19 protein-coding genes are annotated in these 15,100 nt (G+C 73.9%); 8 read left to right on the top strand and 11 right to left on the bottom strand.

Annotation, left to right across the window (positions count from 1 at the left end; translation table 11 throughout):
- The first annotated feature begins 118 nt into the window (after nucleotides 1-118).
- Entirely contained in the window at nucleotides 119-247 is a 129-nt protein-coding gene (locus ACIBBA_RS29195) for a hypothetical protein (RefSeq protein ID WP_350873060.1), read from the top strand.
- A 52-nt stretch (nucleotides 248-299) separates the two neighbouring features.
- Here the strand turns inward: ACIBBA_RS29195 and ACIBBA_RS29190 are convergent, their stop codons facing one another.
- Nucleotides 300-1,286, bottom strand: a complete 987-nt coding sequence (locus ACIBBA_RS29190; protein WP_396701437.1) for a pirin family protein — start codon at nucleotides 1,284-1,286, stop codon at nucleotides 300-302.
- 9 nt (nucleotides 1,287-1,295) lie between these two features.
- A complete protein-coding gene (locus tag ACIBBA_RS29185) occupies nucleotides 1,296-1,778 on the bottom strand; it encodes a MarR family winged helix-turn-helix transcriptional regulator (RefSeq protein ID WP_396701435.1) in 483 nt (160 codons plus the stop codon).
- Between the two features lie 155 nt (nucleotides 1,779-1,933).
- On the opposite strand from ACIBBA_RS29185, the gene ACIBBA_RS29180 reads away from it, so the two are divergent.
- Complete coding sequence (locus tag ACIBBA_RS29180; protein ID WP_396701433.1) at nucleotides 1,934-2,464, top strand: GNAT family N-acetyltransferase; 531 nt, start codon at nucleotides 1,934-1,936, stop codon at nucleotides 2,462-2,464.
- A gap of 44 nt (nucleotides 2,465-2,508) precedes the next feature.
- Nucleotides 2,509-3,096 carry a DUF1684 domain-containing protein gene (locus ACIBBA_RS29175; RefSeq protein ID WP_396701431.1) on the top strand — a complete coding sequence of 196 codons (588 nt, stop codon included), beginning with the start codon at nucleotides 2,509-2,511 and terminating at the stop codon, nucleotides 3,094-3,096.
- Between the two features lie 66 nt (nucleotides 3,097-3,162).
- Here ACIBBA_RS29175 and ACIBBA_RS29170 read toward each other — a convergent pair whose 3' ends face one another.
- Nucleotides 3,163-3,747, bottom strand: a complete 585-nt coding sequence (locus ACIBBA_RS29170; RefSeq protein ID WP_396701429.1) for a general stress protein — start codon at nucleotides 3,745-3,747, stop codon at nucleotides 3,163-3,165.
- A gap of 82 nt (nucleotides 3,748-3,829) precedes the next feature.
- On the bottom strand, nucleotides 3,830-4,630 hold the full coding sequence (locus tag ACIBBA_RS29165) for a helix-turn-helix domain-containing protein (RefSeq protein ID WP_396701427.1): 801 nt from the start codon (nucleotides 4,628-4,630) through the stop codon (nucleotides 3,830-3,832).
- 152 nt (nucleotides 4,631-4,782) lie between these two features.
- Between ACIBBA_RS29165 and ACIBBA_RS29160 the strand changes: the two genes are divergently transcribed.
- The gene (locus ACIBBA_RS29160) at nucleotides 4,783-5,283 is read left to right on the top strand and encodes a metallophosphoesterase family protein (protein WP_396701426.1); all 501 of its coding nucleotides are present in this window, start codon (nucleotides 4,783-4,785) and stop codon (nucleotides 5,281-5,283) included.
- A gap of 12 nt (nucleotides 5,284-5,295) precedes the next feature.
- Here the strand turns inward: ACIBBA_RS29160 and ACIBBA_RS29155 are convergent, their stop codons facing one another.
- Nucleotides 5,296-5,514 carry a DUF3072 domain-containing protein gene (locus ACIBBA_RS29155; RefSeq protein WP_396701424.1) on the bottom strand — a complete coding sequence of 73 codons (219 nt, stop codon included), beginning with the start codon at nucleotides 5,512-5,514 and terminating at the stop codon, nucleotides 5,296-5,298.
- A 135-nt stretch (nucleotides 5,515-5,649) separates the two neighbouring features.
- Here ACIBBA_RS29155 and ACIBBA_RS29150 point away from each other — a divergent pair, with 135 nt between their 5' ends.
- Nucleotides 5,650-6,585, top strand: coding sequence for an NAD(P)/FAD-dependent oxidoreductase (locus ACIBBA_RS29150; protein WP_396701494.1), 936 nt, complete (start codon nucleotides 5,650-5,652; stop codon nucleotides 6,583-6,585).
- Between the two features lie 55 nt (nucleotides 6,586-6,640).
- On the opposite strand, the gene ACIBBA_RS29145 is transcribed toward ACIBBA_RS29150, so the two are convergent.
- The 3 genes from ACIBBA_RS29145 to ACIBBA_RS29135 all read right to left on the bottom strand — a co-directional run bounded on the left by ACIBBA_RS29145 (nucleotide 6,641) and on the right by ACIBBA_RS29135 (nucleotide 10,889).
- Nucleotides 6,641-7,930 (bottom strand): cation:proton antiporter, encoded by a 1,290-nt coding sequence (locus ACIBBA_RS29145; protein WP_396701422.1) that lies wholly within the window; start codon nucleotides 7,928-7,930, stop codon nucleotides 6,641-6,643.
- A gap of 107 nt (nucleotides 7,931-8,037) precedes the next feature.
- The gene (locus tag ACIBBA_RS29140) at nucleotides 8,038-8,715 is read right to left on the bottom strand and encodes an HAD family hydrolase (protein WP_396701420.1); all 678 of its coding nucleotides are present in this window, start codon (nucleotides 8,713-8,715) and stop codon (nucleotides 8,038-8,040) included.
- A gap of 44 nt (nucleotides 8,716-8,759) precedes the next feature.
- Entirely contained in the window at nucleotides 8,760-10,889 is a 2,130-nt protein-coding gene (locus tag ACIBBA_RS29135) for a SpoIIE family protein phosphatase (protein ID WP_396701418.1), read from the bottom strand.
- 267 nt (nucleotides 10,890-11,156) lie between these two features.
- Here ACIBBA_RS29135 and ACIBBA_RS29130 point away from each other — a divergent pair, with 267 nt between their 5' ends.
- On the top strand, nucleotides 11,157-12,023 hold the full coding sequence (locus tag ACIBBA_RS29130) for a hypothetical protein (protein WP_396701416.1): 867 nt from the start codon (nucleotides 11,157-11,159) through the stop codon (nucleotides 12,021-12,023).
- 79 nt (nucleotides 12,024-12,102) lie between these two features.
- Here ACIBBA_RS29130 and ACIBBA_RS29125 read toward each other — a convergent pair whose 3' ends face one another.
- On the bottom strand, nucleotides 12,103-12,456 hold the full coding sequence (locus tag ACIBBA_RS29125) for a DUF6401 family natural product biosynthesis protein (RefSeq protein WP_396701414.1): 354 nt from the start codon (nucleotides 12,454-12,456) through the stop codon (nucleotides 12,103-12,105).
- A 152-nt stretch (nucleotides 12,457-12,608) separates the two neighbouring features.
- Between ACIBBA_RS29125 and ACIBBA_RS29120 the strand changes: the two genes are divergently transcribed.
- Nucleotides 12,609-13,055: a hypothetical protein gene (locus tag ACIBBA_RS29120; RefSeq protein WP_396701412.1), complete on the top strand. Its 447-nt coding sequence runs from the start codon at nucleotides 12,609-12,611 to the stop codon at nucleotides 13,053-13,055.
- Here the strand turns inward: ACIBBA_RS29120 and ACIBBA_RS29115 are convergent.
- Nucleotides 13,052-13,264, bottom strand: coding sequence for a hypothetical protein (locus tag ACIBBA_RS29115; protein ID WP_357057930.1), 213 nt, complete (start codon nucleotides 13,262-13,264; stop codon nucleotides 13,052-13,054). The genes ACIBBA_RS29120 and ACIBBA_RS29115 overlap by 4 nt on opposite strands.
- 155 nt (nucleotides 13,265-13,419) lie before the next feature.
- Here ACIBBA_RS29115 and ACIBBA_RS29110 point away from each other — a divergent pair, with 155 nt between their 5' ends.
- Nucleotides 13,420-14,715, top strand: coding sequence for an MFS transporter (locus ACIBBA_RS29110; protein WP_396701410.1), 1,296 nt, complete (start codon nucleotides 13,420-13,422; stop codon nucleotides 14,713-14,715).
- On the opposite strand, the gene ACIBBA_RS29105 is transcribed toward ACIBBA_RS29110, so the two are convergent.
- Nucleotides 14,712-14,972, bottom strand: a complete 261-nt coding sequence (locus ACIBBA_RS29105; RefSeq protein WP_350873043.1) for a hypothetical protein — start codon at nucleotides 14,970-14,972, stop codon at nucleotides 14,712-14,714. The genes ACIBBA_RS29110 and ACIBBA_RS29105 overlap by 4 nt on opposite strands.
- Nucleotides 14,973-15,100 lie beyond the last annotated feature (128 nt).

Genomic DNA, 15,100 nt, shown 5'->3' with positions numbered 1-15,100 from the left:
GGTCAACCACGTCCTCACGGTAGGACCCCCGCCGTGGGTCCGCACCCCGGCCGGTGGCACCTGTGCCCTGGCCGGCGTCCACCCCGAGTCAGACGCGAACAACCGAGGAGGCCACACCATGCCCAGCGAGACGACGAATCCCATGACCGAGCACCGCGAGCCGGCGGTGGAGGGCGAACGGGGAGCGCTGGTAGCCGTGTTCCTCATGGTCATCCTCGGAGTGGCTGGGATCTTCGCCGTCTCCTGACCGGTGACACGCGCGGGCGGCGGGGTCGACCCCCGCCGCCCTGCGCTGTGGGTCAGGGGCGAGGACCCTGACCGTCGGTGTGCGGCAGCCGCTCGGCCGGGATGACGCCGAGCTTGCCGGCCTGGAAGTCCTCGAACGCCTGGAGCAGCTCGTCGCGGGTGTTCATGACGAACGGACCGTAGTGCGCGACCGGCTCCCGGATCGGCTGCCCACCCATGATGTAGAGGTCCAGCGCCGGCGTGTGCGCGTCCTGGCTGGCGTCCGCGGTGAACCGGAGCGCGTCGCCCGGGCCGTGCACCGCGAGCTGACCGGTGTGCACCGGCCGCCGGTCGGTGCCGACCGTGCCGCGCCCGTCCAGCACGTAGACCAGGGCGTTGAACTCCGGCCGCCAGGGCAGGTCGACCTGCGCGCCCGGCTGAACGGTGACGTGGGTGATGGTGATCGGGGTGTGCGTCGAGCCCGGGCCGTGGTGCCCCGCGACCTCACCGGCGATCACCCGGATCAGCGCCCCGCCGTCGGGCGTGGTGAGCAGCGCCGACTCCTTGCCGCGGATGTCCTGGTAGCGCGGCGGGTTCATCTTGGCGATCTTGGGCAGGTTGACCCAGAGCTGGGTGCCGTGGAACAACCCACCGCTCATCACCAGGTGCTCCGGCGGGGCCTCGATGTGCAGCAGCCCGCTGCCGGCGGTCATCCACTGGGTGTCGCCGTCGGTGATGGTGCCGCCGCCGCCGTGCGAGTCCTGGTGGTCGAAGACGCCGTCGATGATGTACGTGACGGTCTCGAAACCGCGGTGCGGGTGCCACGGGGTGCCCTTCGGCTCACCCGGCGCGTAGTCCACCTCGCCCATCTGGTCGAGGTGGATGAACGGGTCCAGGTCGGTCATCGGCACTCCGGCGAAGGCCCGGCGTACCGGGAAGCCCTCGCCCTCGAAGCCGCTCGGGGCGGTGGTGAGCCGGCGGACCGGCCGGAAGGCGGTGGACTCGTCGAGCCGCGGCAGGCGGGGCAGGACGAGGACGTTGTCGACGGTGATCGCGGGCATCGGTGGCTCCTAGTTCTCGGCGTGGGTGACCGACGCGTCCCGGGCTGCCCGAAGGCGGTGACCGAGGCGTTCGAAGATCCGGGTGAGGCAGGCGACCTCGTCGTCGTCGAGGTCGTCCATGAGGTGGTTCCGCACCGACGCCAGATGGTGTGGTGCGGCGTCCCGCAGGGTCAGCAGACCGGCGGCGGTGAGCACCGCCTCGCTGCCGCGCCGGTCGTCCGGGCAGGGTTGCCGGGTGACCAGGCCCCGTCGCTGCATGGTGGAGATCTGGTACGTCAGCCGGCTGGGGGAGAAGACCAGCCGGCTGGCCAGCTCGCCCATCCGCAACCGCTGGCCCGGCGCCTCGGAGAGCAGCACCAGCACGTGGTAGTCGGCGAAGCTCAGCTCGCTGTCGGCGCGCAGGTCCTCTTCCAGCTGCGTGAACAGCCGTTGGCTGGACTCGATGTACGCGCGCCAAGCGGCGAGTCGGGCGCTGTCCAGGCTCTCGGTCACGGCACCAGGGTAGCACTCTTTCAAAATTTAACTAGTTGCCCGAATGTCGCGTGGCTCACGCTGATTTGAGCGTCCGGAAGAGTGGTGCAGGTTTGAAGAAACCCCGGTTCGATATCCGGCGGTGCCAGGCGAGCTGGTGTGCCAGACTGCGCGGCGTGGAGCACCTGGAACTGACCGCCGACGACCTGCTGCTGCGTCCCTGGCGGGAGGCGGACGCGCCGGCGGTCCGCAACGCGTTGCGCGATGCGGAGATCGCCCAGTGGAACCCGCAGGGCGGGCCGGTCGACGAGGAGTCGGCGCTGCGATGGGTCCGTCGCCGGGCGGACTGGTCGGCCGGCGACCACGTCTCGCTGGCGGTCACCGCCTCGGCGGACGGCGTCCTGCTCGGCTCGGTGTCGCTGCACCACATCAACGGCGACAACGCCGCGATCGGCTACTGGACGGTGCCCGAGGCGCGCGGACGGGGGGTCGCGTCGCGCGCGGTCGACCGGCTCACCCGCTGGGGCTTCGAGCGGCTCGGACTGCACCGGATCGAGCTCTGCCACGCCAGTGTGAACCCGGCCTCCTGCCGGGTCGCCGACCGCGCCGGCTACCTCGCCGAGGGGACGCTGCGCGAATCCTTCCGGTACGGCGACGGGCGCCGCTACGACGAGCACCTGCACGCCCGGCTGGCGACCGACCGGTGACCGGCCCGCCTCGCCGGCCCGCCCGCGCGGACTAGGCTCGCGGGGTGGACGACCTCGACCTGCTCGACTGGCGGGAACGGACCGCGCGGCTCTACCTCTCCGACGTCGACCTGGCGGGGTTCCGGGCGGAACGTGACCGGCTGTTCGCGAGCCACCCGCAGAGCCCGATCCCGCCGTCGGACCGCGCCGGTTTCACCGGGCTGCGCTATCACCCGCCGGATCCCACCGCGGTGGTCGAGGCGCCGCTGCGCCCCGCCGAGGGTGGACTCGACATCGACACCGGCGGCCCGGACGGGGTGATCCACTACCGGCGGGTCGCCATCGCCGACACCGCGTGGGGTCCGCTGACCCTCTGGTGGATCGCCGCGTACGGCGGCGGGCTCTTCGTGCCCCTGCGCGACGCCACCTGCGGGCAGGGGAGCTACGGCGGCGGTCGCTACCTCACCGACACGGTGAAGGGCACCTACGGGCGCGGGCTGACCGTGCTCCCCGGCGAGCGGGTGCGGCTCGACGCGAACTACCTCTACAACCCCTCCTGCGCCTACGACGACCGGTGGGCCTGCCCGCTCGCCCCGGCGGAGAACCGGGTCGAGGTGGCGCTGCGCGCCGGCGAGCTGGCCTACTCCGGATGAGCTGCCCGGGGTGACCGCTCACCCCGGCGCCGGGCGGGCGCCGGGGTGGACTTCCGACGTCCGGTCTCAGCGCATGCTCGGGTTCTGCGCCGTCATGTGCAGCTGGCCGAGCAGCTGCCGGGCCTGGTCGGCCAGGTTCGCGGTGACGATGACGGCGTACTGGCCGGCCCGTAGCGAGCTGGCCGAGGTGAAGTCCCGTTGGCCGCCCGTCATGGCGTGCGCCACCGCGCCGAAGATCGCACCCCAGATCGCGCCGATCACCAGCCCGATAACGATGACGGCGAGCCAGTTGCCGACGGTGAAGATGCCGAAGAGCAGGCCGATGAAGAGACCGAACCACGCCCCGGTGCCGCCGCCGACCAGCGCCGCGCGGCCGGTGGTCATCCGGCCGAGCACCGTCTCCACCAGGGTGAGGTTCGTGCCGACAATGGCGGTGTGCTCGACCGGGAAGCGGTTGTCCGCCAGATAGTCGACGACACGCTGCGCCGACGGGTAGTCCGGATACGACCCGATCGTCACGGTCGGCGGCCCACTCTCCGGGCCGTGGCCGTCGCCGGGTGTCGCCGGTCGTCCCGCCGGCCCTGACGGAAGCAGGTCACCGCCGGGCATGGCCGATCGCCAGCCGCCGGTCGAACCCGAAGAACTGGTCATGAGCTTCCTCCCTCGTCCAGCCGACCGGGTTCCCGCCCGCGCCGCCCGGTAACGCCCCGCCCGGCGCGGATGCGCCGCGCGGTCAGCGGACGGGTCGGCCCAGGTGGGCGGCGGTGGCCTCGTCGGCGGGGAAGAACGACTCGATGGAGAGTTCCTGGACGGTGACGTCCAGCGGTGTGCCGAACGTCGAGACGGTGCTGAGCAGCCGTAGCTCGCCGTCGTCGTGGCGCAGCCGCAGCGGCACCACCACGTCGCCGGGGCCGGGCAACTCGACCGCCGGCGTGCCGCCCGGATAGCCGCGCAACTCGTCGTGCAGCGCGGCGAGGTCAGCGTCCGCGGTCAGCCCGAGCTGGCGTCGCAACCGGCCGAGCAGGTGCCCGCGCCACTCGGCGAGGTTGACGATCCGGGGCGCCAGACCGTCCGGGTGCAGGGTCAGCCGCAGCGCGTTGACCGGCGGACGGAGCAGGTGGTCGGCGACGCCGGCCGTGAGCAGGGGCAGCGTGGCGTTGCCCGCTACCAGGTTCCAGAGCCGGTCGACCGCGACCGCAGGATATGGCTCGTGCGCCCGCAGCACGGTACGCACGGCGTCCAGCACGCGGCGTAGCTCCGGGCTGTCCAGCGGCGCCTGCGAGAAGACCGGCGCGTATCCGGCCGCGAGCAGCAGCTGGTTGCGGTCCCGCAGCGGCACCTCGAGGTGTTCGGCCAGCCGGAGCACCATCTCCCGACTCGGCGTGGACCGGCCGGTCTCCACGAAGCTGAGATGCCGGGCGGAGATCTCCGCCTCGATCGCCAGCGCGAGCTGGCTGAGCCGACGGCGCTCCCGCCACTGCTTCAGCAGCCGACCGACCGGCGGCTGCCGCCGCTCGGCGACCGTCTGCTCCACCGGCCCATCACAGCACACCGTCCGGCGGGCACGGGTTACCCGTCCCCGCCGGACGGCTCCGCCCGGCGGGGAAGCGCTGCCCGGCCCGCCCCGCTGGAACGACCCCGGAACGGCGTGGCCCCGGAAACCGCGGTACGGCGGAGAATGGGCGGATGCGCCTGGTGATCACCGCGGACACCCACGTGCCGAAGCGGGCCCGCGACCTGCCCGCGCCGCTCTGGGCGGCGATCGAGGAGGCGGACGTGGTGCTGCACGCGGGAGACTGGGTGGACGAGTCGCTGCTCGACGCGATGCTGGCCAGGTCCCGCCGCCTGGTCGGCGTCTACGGCAACAACGACGGGCCGCCCCTGCGGGCCCGGCTGCCCGAGGTCGCCCGGGTGGAGCTCGACGGGCTGCGCGTCGCCGTGGTGCACGAGACCGGGCCCCGTACCCGCCGGGAGGAGCGCTGCGCCGCCCGGTTCCCCGATGTCGACCTGCTGGTCTTCGGCCACTCGCACATCCCGTGGGACACCCGGGCGCCCGGCGGGCTGCGACTGCTCAACCCGGGCTCGCCGACGGACCGCCGGGCACAGCCGCAGGCCACCTACCTGACCGCCCGGGCCGCGGCGGGGCGGCTCGACCAGGTCGAGTTGCACCGCCTCCCGCCGCGTTGACCGGGTCGGGGTTCACTGGCCCCGGCCGGTCTCCTCCTGGAGCTCGTCGATCCGCTTGGACGCCTCCGCCTTGGTCAGCCCCTCCGGCACCTCGGCGTCGGCCTCGCGGGCGAGCGTGGCCAGGTAGGACTCCTGGGCCGCCGTCGGCGGCTCCGCGCCGGTCACCCACTCGTCCGGGTCCTTGACGGCGCCCTGCGGGTTGGTCTGGTCGCTGGTGTGGTCGGTCATCATCTCCACCTCTCTTCGAACAGGCGTGCCAATACCCCGATCGGCCCCGGTTCATGCCGGTTCCCGGCGCGTGGCGGCGGACCCCGATCCGACGATGCGGCGCTTACCATCAGCGGCGTGAACGCGGACCGGTCGGGCGTGGTGGTCGTCGGCGCCGGTATCGCCGGCGTGGCGTGCGCGGTGGAGCTGGCCCGAGCCGGCCTGCCGGTGCGGATCCGCGAGCGGGCCCACGTGCCCGGCGGCCGGATGGCCAGCAAACGCTTCGACGGCCGGCCCGCCGACCTCGGCGCCGCCTACTTCACCGTCAGTGACCCGGACTTCGCCGCCGTCGCCGAGAGCTGGCGAGCGGCCGGCCTGGCCAGGGAGTGGACCGACACGTTCGTGGCGTACGACCGGGACGGTCGGCGTGCGGTGCCCGGGCCGATGCGCTGGGCCGCACCGCGCGGGCTGCGCTCGCTGGTCGAGCACCTGGCCCGCGACCTGCCGGTGACGGTCGACCGGCTGGTGCTCGGCGTCGATCCGGGCCCGAGCGTGGACGGCGACCCGTGCGAGGCGGTCGTGCTGGCCATGCCCGGCCCGCAGGCGGCGCTGCTGCTGGCCCCGGCGCTGGCCGCCGCCACGGTGGCCGCGCAGTCGCAACGATGGTCGCCGTCGCTCGCCGGGGTGCTGCGGTTCCCGTCGCGGTGTTGGGAGGACTTCCGGGGCGCTTTCGTCAACGACCACCCGCTGCTGACGGTGGTCTGCGACGACGGCGACCGGCGCGGCGACGGCGCGCCGGTCCTGGTGGCGCACACCACGCCGGAGTTCGCCGCCGGCCATCTGGCCCAGCCGACCGGCGCCGGACCGGCGATCGAGGAGGCGGTCCGGGACCTGCTGGCGCTGCCCGAGCCGGCGGAGCACGTACACGTGCACCGCTGGACGTACGCGAAACCTACAGTCGCCGGCTCCGGCACCTTCCACCTCGACGCGGACGGCATCGGGCTGGCCGGGGACGCCTACGGCACGCCCCGGGTGCAGAGCGCCTGGCGCTCCGGCCGGGACCTCGGCCGCTCCCTGGTCGACCGGCTGCGCTGAGCCGCCCACCGCGCCCGCCGAGCTGGGTGACCGCGTGGGTGAGCGCCCGGAGCGGTCAGCTCGCGGTGGCGACGCTGGGCTCGGCGCGTCGTCCCTCGGCCGGGTCGCCGGTGCGTTCCCCGGCCCGGTCCAGCAGTTGCATCACCGGCGTCGCCGCGACACCGTGCACCACCACCGAGACGATCACCACCAGCCCGACGGTGGCCCAGATCAGCTCGGCCTGCGGGAAGTCGGCCTTCGTGGTGGCGTACGCGAGGTAGTAGAACGAGCCGACGCCACGGATGCCGAAGAGCGCGATGACCCAGTGCTCGGCCGGTCGGCCGGGGGCGCCGCGCAACGACAGCCAACCGACCAGCGGCCGGACCACGAAGACCAGCGCCAGCCCGACCGCCGCCGCCGGCCAGGTCAGCGGGCCGAGCAGCCCGTCCACCACCGCACCGCCGAAGAGCAGCAGCAGCAGGACGGTGAGCAGCCGCTCGACCTGCTCGGCGAAGTCGTGCAGCACCGAATGGAACTCGTGGGTCCGCTCGGCGGCCCGGATCGCCCGGGCGGCCACGAAGACGGCCAGGAAACCGTAGCCGCCGGCCACCTCGACCAGCCCGTACGCCAGGAACGTGGCGGCCAGCGCGAGGAAGCCCTCGGCGTGCCGGGCCAGTCGAAGCTTGCTCGGCGCCCGAAAGAAGAGCTTGCCGAGCAGCCAGCCGATCAGCAGACCACCACCGACGCCCACCCCGACCTTCCACACCACGTCGACGGTGAACCAGCCGGCCAGCCAGTCACCCGGGGCCAGGCTGGTGGTCGCGATGGCGATCGCCGCGTAGACGAACGGGAACGCCAGCCCGTCGTTCAACCCGGCCTCAGAGGTGAGCGCGAAGCGGACCTCGTCCTCCGAGTCCTCCACGTCGGTCGGCTCGCCGACCTGCACGTCGGAGGCGAGCACCGGGTCGGTCGGTGCGAGCGCGCTGCCGAGCAGCAGCGCGGCCGCCGGCACCAGGCCGGCCCACCACCAGCCGAGCAGGGCCACCGCGGCGATGCAGAGCGGCATCGCGATGGCCAGCAGCCGCCAGGTGGCCGACCACCGCGACCAGCTCAGCGGCCGATCGATCTTCAGCCCGGCGCCCATCAGGGCGACGATCACCCCGATCTCGGTCAGGTGGGTGGCCAGCTCGGGATGGGCCAGCGGATCCGGCGTCGGCAGCCCGGTGGGCAGCAGGAACACCGCCATGCCGAGGCCGAGGAAGGCGATCGGCATGGAGAGCGGCCGGCGCTCCAACACCCTGGGCAGGATCCCGGCGAGCAGGGCGCCGACGCCCACCAGCGCGAAAGCCACGTCTACCGGTTCCACCCGCACCACCCTCCGAGCGTGCCCGCGAGGGGCGGGCAGGTGGTGACACACCTTGCCCCGGCAGGCGGCCGGCTATGCCTGCCCGGCGCGGCCAACCCCCGGCGGCGTCATCGTGGCCGGGTCAGCGGCGAGTCGTCCAAGGTCGCCAGCAGCGCTGCCGGGTCGTCGTAGACCGCCACCGCCCCCGCTCCGGCCAGCTCGCCCCGGCTGGTGCCGCCGCAGGTCAGACCGACGCAGGGGATGTCGAGCTTCCCGGCGGCGGCGACGTCCCAGACCGAGTCGCCGACGAAGACCACCCGCTCGGCGGCCAGTCCGGACTGGTCCAGCGCGGCGATCAGGATGTCCGGCGCCGGCTTGCTCTGCTTCGCGTCGGCCGACGAGGTGACCGCGTCGATGACGTCGTCCGCGTCCAGCGCGCGGCGCAGCGCGCTGACCTCGTGCTCGGCCGCCGAGGTGGCGAGCACCACCCGCAGCCCCCGTTCGGCGCAGGCGCGCAGCAGGTCGGCCGCGCCGGGCAGCGGTGTCAGCCGCGCCCAGTACTCGGCGTAGAGGGTGTCGTGCGCGTCGCGCAGCTTCGGGTCGGCGTCCCGGTCCCGTTCCGGGCCGAGCAGGTGGTCGAGCAGCTTGTCCGAACCCATCCCGATGGCCCGGTGCACGTCCGCCATCGGCACCGGCCGTTCGGTCTGGCGCAGAGCCTCCCACCAGCTCACGGTGTGCAGGTACGTGGTGTCGACCAGGGTGCCGTCGACGTCGAACAGGACACCTGCCGGATGGTCGGTAGACATGGTCGTCCTCCTACCCGTTGTGGGCCCGCCTGACGCCCCCGGGCTCAGTCACTCGGGAGGAGGATCTCGAACCACACGGTCGAGCCGCGGACCGTCGGGTCCGTCCCCCAGGCGTCGCTGAGTTCCTCGATCAGCCCCAGCCCGCGGCCGCGGCTGCTCAGCGTGTCGGTCTGCGCCCGGGTGACCGTGCCCCGGGTGCCCGAGTCGGCGACCGAGACCAGCAGCCGTTCGGCACTGAGATCGATCTCCACCCGGGCCGCGGTGCCCGCGTGCAGCAGCGCGTTGGTGGTCAGCTCGCTGGTGCAGAGCACGGCCGCGCCGATCACCGAATCCGGCACCTGCCACTCGCCCAGCTGGGCGCTCATCCAGTGCCGGACCCGGCTCGGGGCGGTCGGCTCGGCCGGCACCTCCATGCCCGCCGAGCGGCTCGCCTTCAACGCGTGCTCGACGGCGAGCACGGCGACGTCGTCCTCGGTGGTGCCGGCGACCGCGCCGGTGGCCACCGCGCAGAGCGCGCGTGGATCGCTGCTGGTGGCGGCCGAGACCGCGGCGGCGAGCGCGCCGAGGCCGGCGGTGAGACTCTGCCGTCGCCGCTCCACCACGCCGTCGCTGTAGAGCAGCAGGGTGTCGCCCGGCGCGAATCGGACGGTGCCGGTGGCCGGCTGGGAGCCGAGGCCCAGCGGCGCGCCCACCGGCACGTCGAGGTATTCGGCGTAGGGGCGGTTGTCGGGGGTGCCACGGCGGATCAGCGGCGCCGGGTGCCCGGCGCTGGCCAGGGTGATCTCCTGCCGTTCGGCGTCGACCACGCCGAAGACCACGGTGACGAAGAGCTCGTGTGTGCCGGCCTCGGCGCCGAGGCTGGCGACCAGCCGGTCCAGCCCGGCCAGCACCGCGTCCGGGCTGGGGTCGGTCAGCGCCAGCGCACGCAGCGCGGCCCGGACCTGCCCCATCCGGGCGGCGGCCTGTACGTCGTGCCCGGCGACGTCGCCGAGCACGATGCCGAGCCGGCCGCTGGGCAGCAGGAAGGCGTCGTAGAAGTCCCCGCCGGCGGCGTTGCCGTCGACGCCGGGGTCGTAGCGGGCGGCGATGCGCAGCTGGGGGAGATCCGGCAGGTGCTCCGGGAGCATGCTGCGTTGCAGCAGCTGCGCGGTGCCGTGCTGGGTCTCGAACCGGCGTGCCCGCTCGGCCGCCTGGCCGATCAGCTCGGCCGAGGCGGCCAGCAGTGCCCGCTCCGCGGCCGACCAGAGACGTGCGGCCTGATGGCCGACCGACAGCCCGCCGCGTACCACCGTGGCCCGCAGCGGCACCGCGGCCAGCGAAACGATCTTCTGGTCGTGCCGGTCGGCGGCGGCCGCCCGCAGCGGCTGACCGTCGCCGGTGAACAGCGGCGCCCCGTTCGCCGCGGCCTGCACCACCGGGTCCGGCCAGTCGACGGAGGTACGCCGCCACAGCGGGGGCAGCCGCTCATCGGCCTCGTCCAACAGCTCGCCCCGGATCCGCCGGACCATCCGCCAGCCGCCGCCACCCTCGTCCACGGCGAACGCGACCCGGTCGGCGTCGAACGTGGTGATCGCATAGCGCAGCGCGACCCGGGCGACGTCGTCCAGGGTGAGCGTGCCGGCGAGTGCGGCAGCCACCTCGCTCAGGCTCTGCAACTGCTGGGTGGCGTGGGTGGTCTCGGCGGCCACGTTCAGCACACCGACGATCCGGCCGGTGCTGTCGCGCACCGGCGAGTAGCCCCGGGTGAAGATCGCCCGCTCGACCACGCCGCTGCGGCTGCGGACCAGCGGAAGGCTGGTCTCCCGCTCGAGGAAGGTCCTTCCGTCGCGGTGGACCCGATCGATCACGTCCCCGACGCCGGGCAGCTGCCACAGCTCGGCGAACACGTCGCCGGCCGGCCGACCGACCGCCGCGGGGTGCCGGTCGCCCATCAGCTCGGCGTAGCCGTCGTTGTAGAGCAGGACGTGGTCGTCACCGTGGGCGAGCGCCATCGGCACCGGTGAGGCGAGGATGAGGTCGACGACCGCGCGCACCGCCGGATCCCACGCCTGCCGCGGGCCGAGCGAGGTGCCGGCCCAGTCGTGGCCGAGGACGACGCCCGCCGCGCCGGTCCCGCCGGGTGCACCGGAGACCGGAGCTGGTGGCGTGGGGACTCGCCCGACCGTTCCTGGCATGCCCGCAGCCTAGCCCGAGCGCCCGCCGACTGTTTCCGATCATGTGCGGTGCGTCGCGAGCGTCGTTCCAGGTTCCGGACGGGCGCGTGGTGCGGGCCGCGGTTGCGGCGCGGGCGCGGTGGCCACCCGGCGATGCCCTCGCCGGCGTTGCGGCAGGTCAGGGTACTTGTGATCCGACTTGTCGGAAAAATCGTGCGGATCCGCCCGGCGTGCCGCTCGGGGGACTGGGTAAGCCGCGGCGCAGAGCATGTGACAGGGAGGGACAACATGCGGGAAACCCTGGCGGTGCAGCAGGTCGATATCGGAAATGCCGTCTCCGACGCGTGGCGGGAGGTGCTGCTCTTCGTACCGAAGGCCGTCGCCTTCATCGTGATCCTGGTGATCGGGTGGATCATCGCCCGGGTCGTCCTGAAGGTCGTGGACACGGTGCTGGAGCGGCTGGGCTTCGACAGGGCGGTCGAGCGGGGCGGGATCAAACGCGCGCTGGAGCGCAGCAAGTACGACGCCAGCGACATCCTGGCAAGGCTCGCGTACTACGCGGTGCTGCTGTTCACCCTGCAGTTCGCCTTCGGGGTGTGGGGTCCGAACGCGATCAGTGACCTGATCCGGGGCGTGGTGGCGTGGCTGCCACGGGCCTTCGTGGCGATCGTCATCGTGGTCGTGGCGGCCGCGATCGCGAACGCCGTACGCGATCTGGTCAGCGGGGCGCTCGGTGGACTGTCGTACGGCCGGGTCCTGGCCGACCTGACCGCGATCTTCGTCATCGCGCTCGGCATCATCGCGGCGCTGAACCAGGTGGGCATCGCCACCACGGTGACCACGCCGGTGCTGATCGCGTTCCTGGCCACGGTGGCCGGCATCCTGATCATCGGTGTCGGCGGTGGTCTGGTGCGACCGATGCAGTCCCGCTGGGACCGCTGGCTGGACCGGGCGGCGGAGGAGTCCCGGGCGGTGCAGGCGCACCGGCAGGCCAGGGCGGCCGGACGCGGCGACGTCGAGCGGCAGATGGCCGACCGGACCGGTGCCGAGCGCACCCAGGCAGCCCGGGAGGCGCAGCAGTCGACGATGGCCGGCGGACAGGGCACGTACCAGTCCGGCAACGTCACCGACGAGACCCAGCAGTTCCGGCCCTAGGGCTGCAACGGGTGACACCGGGGAGGGTTCCGCGCGCGGCGCGGGCGCCCTCCCCGCGTCGTCTCCGGCCCCGGTTCAGTCAGCCGTGGCCGAGCGGGCGGGCCAGCGCGCAGACCGCGAGCAGCCGGGTGAGCAGCCAGTCGGGGGCGGACCAGTCGACCGGGCCGGCGGGCGGTTGCCAGCCGTGCTCGAGCGCGGCGGCGCGGACGCCCTCCGCGTAGCCGGCCAGCGCCGCCACGGTCAGTGGCAGCCCGTCGGAGCCGAGGCTGTCCCGGACGGCCGCCGCATGCTGGTCGACCAGGGCGAGCAGGCCGGGCCGCTCGGCCGCGGCGGCGAGCCCCGCGGCGCCGACGGCGACGGTCAGGGCGGCAAGGGTGGACCGCGCCGAGTCGACGGCGGTACGGGAAACGACCCGGTTGAACGGCACACGCATGGGGAACGACGCTAACCGACCCGAATCCCGGTCGACCTCGGCCACCCGGTCGGTGTGCGCTCGGCCACCGGCCTGCCGAACTGGCCGACCGGACCAGCCCGGGGCGGGGCGGAACCGGCCGGACGGGCCCGGCACGGAGCAGGGAGGCACGGATGGGGCAGCAGGACGGACCCGACGAGCAGCATCGCCGGCCGGCCGGGGTCGACGACGAGACGGTGGCCGCGCTCGGCAAGCTCAGCGAAGCCCTGGAGTGCGTGGAGCGGGCCCGTGGGCACCTCTACTCGCTGCACCAGCTGATCGGGCACGCCGATCTGATGCTGGACGACGCGGTCGAGCGGTTTCGCTCCGCCGGGCACCCGGAGATCGCCGAGCGGATCTCCGACGAGCTGCTGGGGCGCAACGTCATCGCCGGCCGGTGGACGTTCCAGATCGTCGAGGACTTCGACGACGGCTACTACGCACTCTTCCGAGAGCTGGACCGGCGGGCCCGCGAGCAGCTGGTCGACGGCCGGCGTCACCTCTACGAGGCGGAGATGAAGGAGCGGCGGCGTACCCGGGGCCGTCCCGGGCACGAGGCGCGCCCGAGTGCCGCCGGCTAGTCGCCGGAGCTGGCGCCGGCCGGACGCCGGCGGGCGGCGTCGTCGGCGATGATCACTGTGGCCACCATCAGCGCGACGCAGAGGCTGAACAGCCAGGAGTCGTCGGAGACGAGCCAGGCCGAGACGGGCGCCTGGAGCGCGGCCAGCAGGAAGCCGAGCCAGGCGAGGCGGCGCTGACGTGGGGAGAGGATGCCGGAACCCTGTTGCATCCCGAAAGTCTTACGCGACACGGCCGGATTGCCGTCGTCCGTTCGGCCGATTCTGGATGAGCTGTCCGTTTTCCCGACCATCCGGGCGTCATTTCTTGTCGTGACGGGGGACCCGGCCGCCACCGGTCGCCGGGCCGGGCGGAAGATGTTCGTCCGTGTCCACCACCCCCGCGCCGCCCCGGGCATCCCTGCTCCTGCTGGCCTACCTCGCCTTCGTCAGCCTCGGCCTGCCGGACGGGCTGATCGGGGTCGGCTGGCCGTCGATCCGGGCGGACTTCGGCGTGCCGACCGAGGCGGTCGGCCTCGTGCTCACCGCCGGCACCGCCGGATACCTCACTTCGAGCGTGCTGGCCGGCTTCACGCTGGCCCGGCTCGGGGTGGGCTGGCTGCTCGCCGGCAGCACCCTGCTGGCCAGCCTGGCGCTGACCGGCTACACGGTCAGCCCCGGCCTGGCCCTGATGATCGGCTGCGCGCTCGTGCTCGGGCTGGGCTCCGGCGCGATCGACTCCGGGCTCAACGCGTACGCGGCCGGGGCGTTCGGGCCGCGACACATGAACTGGATGCACGCGTTCTTCGGGCTCGGTGTGGCGATCGGTCCACTGATCATGACCAGCGCGCTCAGCCTGGGGCTGGCCTGGCGGTGGGGGTACGGCATCGTGGCCGTGGCGCAGCTCGCCCTCGCCGCCGCCTTCGCGCTCAGCGTTCGGGCCTGGCGAGACAGATCCCGCCAGGCGATCCCGGACGCGCCCGCCGCGGTGGCCGACGCGGCCTCCGGGCCGGTGGGGTCGGTCGGCGTGGCGCCGACCGTCGGCACCACCGACGCCGACCGTGCGGCGGTCGGCACCGCCGGGCCGCCGATCGCCCGGCCCGTGCCGGTACGGGAGACGCTGCGGCTGCCGGCCGTCTGGCTGGGCGCGGTCGCGTTCGCGCTGTACGTGGCGATCGAGGTCGCCGCCGGGCTCTGGGCCTTCCTGCTGCTCACCGAGGCGCGGGGACTGGCCGACGCCACGGCCGGTCTCTGTGTCTCCGCGTACTGGGGCAGCCTCTTCCTGGGCCGAGTGGTGCAGGGTGTGGTGGCCGAGCGGCTGGGCGCGGCCCAGGTCCTGCGGGGCAGCCTGCTCGGCATGGCCGCCGGTGCCGCGCTGATCGCGCTGCCCGCCCCGGCCTGGGTGGCGGTGGCCGGGCTCGTCGTGGTCGGCTTCGCCGCGGCCCCGGTCTTCCCGCTGCTGACCCTCACCACCGCCGACCGGGTCGGCGCGGCGCACGCGGACCGGACCATCGGGCTGCAGATCGGCGCGGCCGGGCTCGGCGGGGCACTGGTCCCGGCGGGGATCGGAGTTCTGCTCGGCAACGTCTCGGTGCAGGCGCTCGGGCCGGCGCTGTTCGTGCTCGCCGTCGGGCTGATCGCCCTGCACGCGGCCGCTTCGCGCCGACCCGGGGTCGCGCGCTAGCCGTTGTCCGGGCCGGTGCGTCCGGTGGTCGACGGCCGGTAGGCGCGGTCCGGGTCGGTCGGCTCCCGGCCGGCGCCGGCGGCCTGCCCACCCCGGTCCGCCGCCTCCGGCCCGTGCCCGAACGCGGCCTCCTCACCGGCGTCGTTGCCGGTGACGTCGTCGGCCTGCCCGTCGATGCTCGAGCCCGCGACGGCCCGTTCCAGTTCCTCCAGCGGAGTCCGTTCCTCGTCCCGCCACACCCTGCCGTCGTCCGTCATGTCTTCGCGGTACCCCCGGGCCGTGATCGCAAACGGCGCCAGGGGCGCGGACGGCTCCGGGGCGCGGACAGCACCGGGCGCGGACGGCGATGGCCGCCGGAGATTCCGGCGGCCATCGGAGCTTCGTC

This window comes from Micromonospora sp. NPDC051006 (assembly GCF_044456245.1).
Lineage (GTDB): Bacteria > Actinomycetota > Actinomycetes > Mycobacteriales > Micromonosporaceae > Micromonospora.
The sequence above is the reverse complement of the archived record's forward strand: the minus strand, read 5'-3'. Positions and strand labels throughout refer to the sequence as shown.

What these genes read in the sequence shown, in the direction of transcription:
- ACIBBA_RS29195 (WP_350873060.1), top strand. Translation starts at nt 119, where the DNA reads ATGCCCAGCGAGACGACGAATCCCATGACCGAGCACCGCGAGCCGGCG.
- ACIBBA_RS29190 (WP_396701437.1), bottom strand. Translation starts at nt 1,286, where the DNA reads ATGCCCGCGATCACCGTCGACAACGTCCTCGTCCTGCCCCGCCTGCCG.
- ACIBBA_RS29170 (WP_396701429.1), bottom strand. Translation starts at nt 3,747, where the DNA reads ATGACCAGTTCTTCGGGTTCGACCGGCGGCTGGCGATCGGCCATGCCC.
- ACIBBA_RS29160 (WP_396701426.1), top strand. Translation starts at nt 4,783, where the DNA reads ATGCGCCTGGTGATCACCGCGGACACCCACGTGCCGAAGCGGGCCCGC.
- ACIBBA_RS29155 (WP_396701424.1), bottom strand. Translation starts at nt 5,514, where the DNA reads ATGATGACCGACCACACCAGCGACCAGACCAACCCGCAGGGCGCCGTC.
- ACIBBA_RS29140 (WP_396701420.1), bottom strand. Translation starts at nt 8,715, where the DNA reads ATGTCTACCGACCATCCGGCAGGTGTCCTGTTCGACGTCGACGGCACC.
- ACIBBA_RS29135 (WP_396701418.1), bottom strand. Translation starts at nt 10,889, where the DNA reads ATGCCAGGAACGGTCGGGCGAGTCCCCACGCCACCAGCTCCGGTCTCC.
- ACIBBA_RS29130 (WP_396701416.1), top strand. Translation starts at nt 11,157, where the DNA reads ATGCGGGAAACCCTGGCGGTGCAGCAGGTCGATATCGGAAATGCCGTC.
- ACIBBA_RS29125 (WP_396701414.1), bottom strand. Translation starts at nt 12,456, where the DNA reads ATGCGTGTGCCGTTCAACCGGGTCGTTTCCCGTACCGCCGTCGACTCG.
- ACIBBA_RS29120 (WP_396701412.1), top strand. Translation starts at nt 12,609, where the DNA reads ATGGGGCAGCAGGACGGACCCGACGAGCAGCATCGCCGGCCGGCCGGG.
- ACIBBA_RS29115 (WP_357057930.1), bottom strand. Translation starts at nt 13,264, where the DNA reads ATGCAACAGGGTTCCGGCATCCTCTCCCCACGTCAGCGCCGCCTCGCC.
- ACIBBA_RS29105 (WP_350873043.1), bottom strand. Translation starts at nt 14,972, where the DNA reads ATGACGGACGACGGCAGGGTGTGGCGGGACGAGGAACGGACTCCGCTG.